We start from the raw sequence: 440 nt of genomic DNA on the forward strand, positions 1-440 counted from the left end.
GATCAGGAATTCGTCCCGATTGCGGCCCCGGATCCATTTCGGCTCGATGCCGCGTCCGGTCCAGGTCGCGCCCGTCGCCGGATCGCGGTACTTCGGCCTGACCGCCCCGCGATGGCGCTCGCCCGGCTTCTTTCGGTGTCCGAACACGTCGTACGCCGTGAGACCGTACTCGCGCACCTTCGCGCGCACGTCTTCGATCGCGGCCTGCAATTCAGCCTGCCGCGCCGCTTCGGCCTGCGCGCTCAGCGCCTCGGCCCGAGCCTTCAGTTCCTTGTATGTCGCCATGCGTTCAACCATCGGAATTCCGATCTTAGAGACGAGTATCGGCGCCGGCTTTCATAAAACCGCAATCGCCCGTCCCGCGAAACGCGGCGGCGCGCGGCGGGCGACGCCCGCCGCACCGCCGCGAAGCGGACCGTCAGGTCCGCAGATTGCCGGCC

1 protein-coding gene is annotated in these 440 nt (G+C 68.2%); it reads right to left on the reverse strand.

Features of this window, described 5'->3' with window-relative positions; genetic code table 11:
* Nucleotides 1-285, reverse strand: a 285-nt coding sequence (gene bprA / locus J5M58_RS27075) for a T3SS protein BprA (RefSeq protein WP_207880521.1), incomplete at its 3' end; no start/stop codon positions are given.
* Nucleotides 286-440 lie beyond the last annotated feature (155 nt).

The sequence above is a fragment of the Pseudomonas sp. 32_A genome, from assembly GCF_017490905.1.
In the GTDB taxonomy this organism is placed as follows: domain Bacteria; phylum Pseudomonadota; class Gammaproteobacteria; order Pseudomonadales; family Pseudomonadaceae; genus Aquipseudomonas; species Aquipseudomonas inefficax.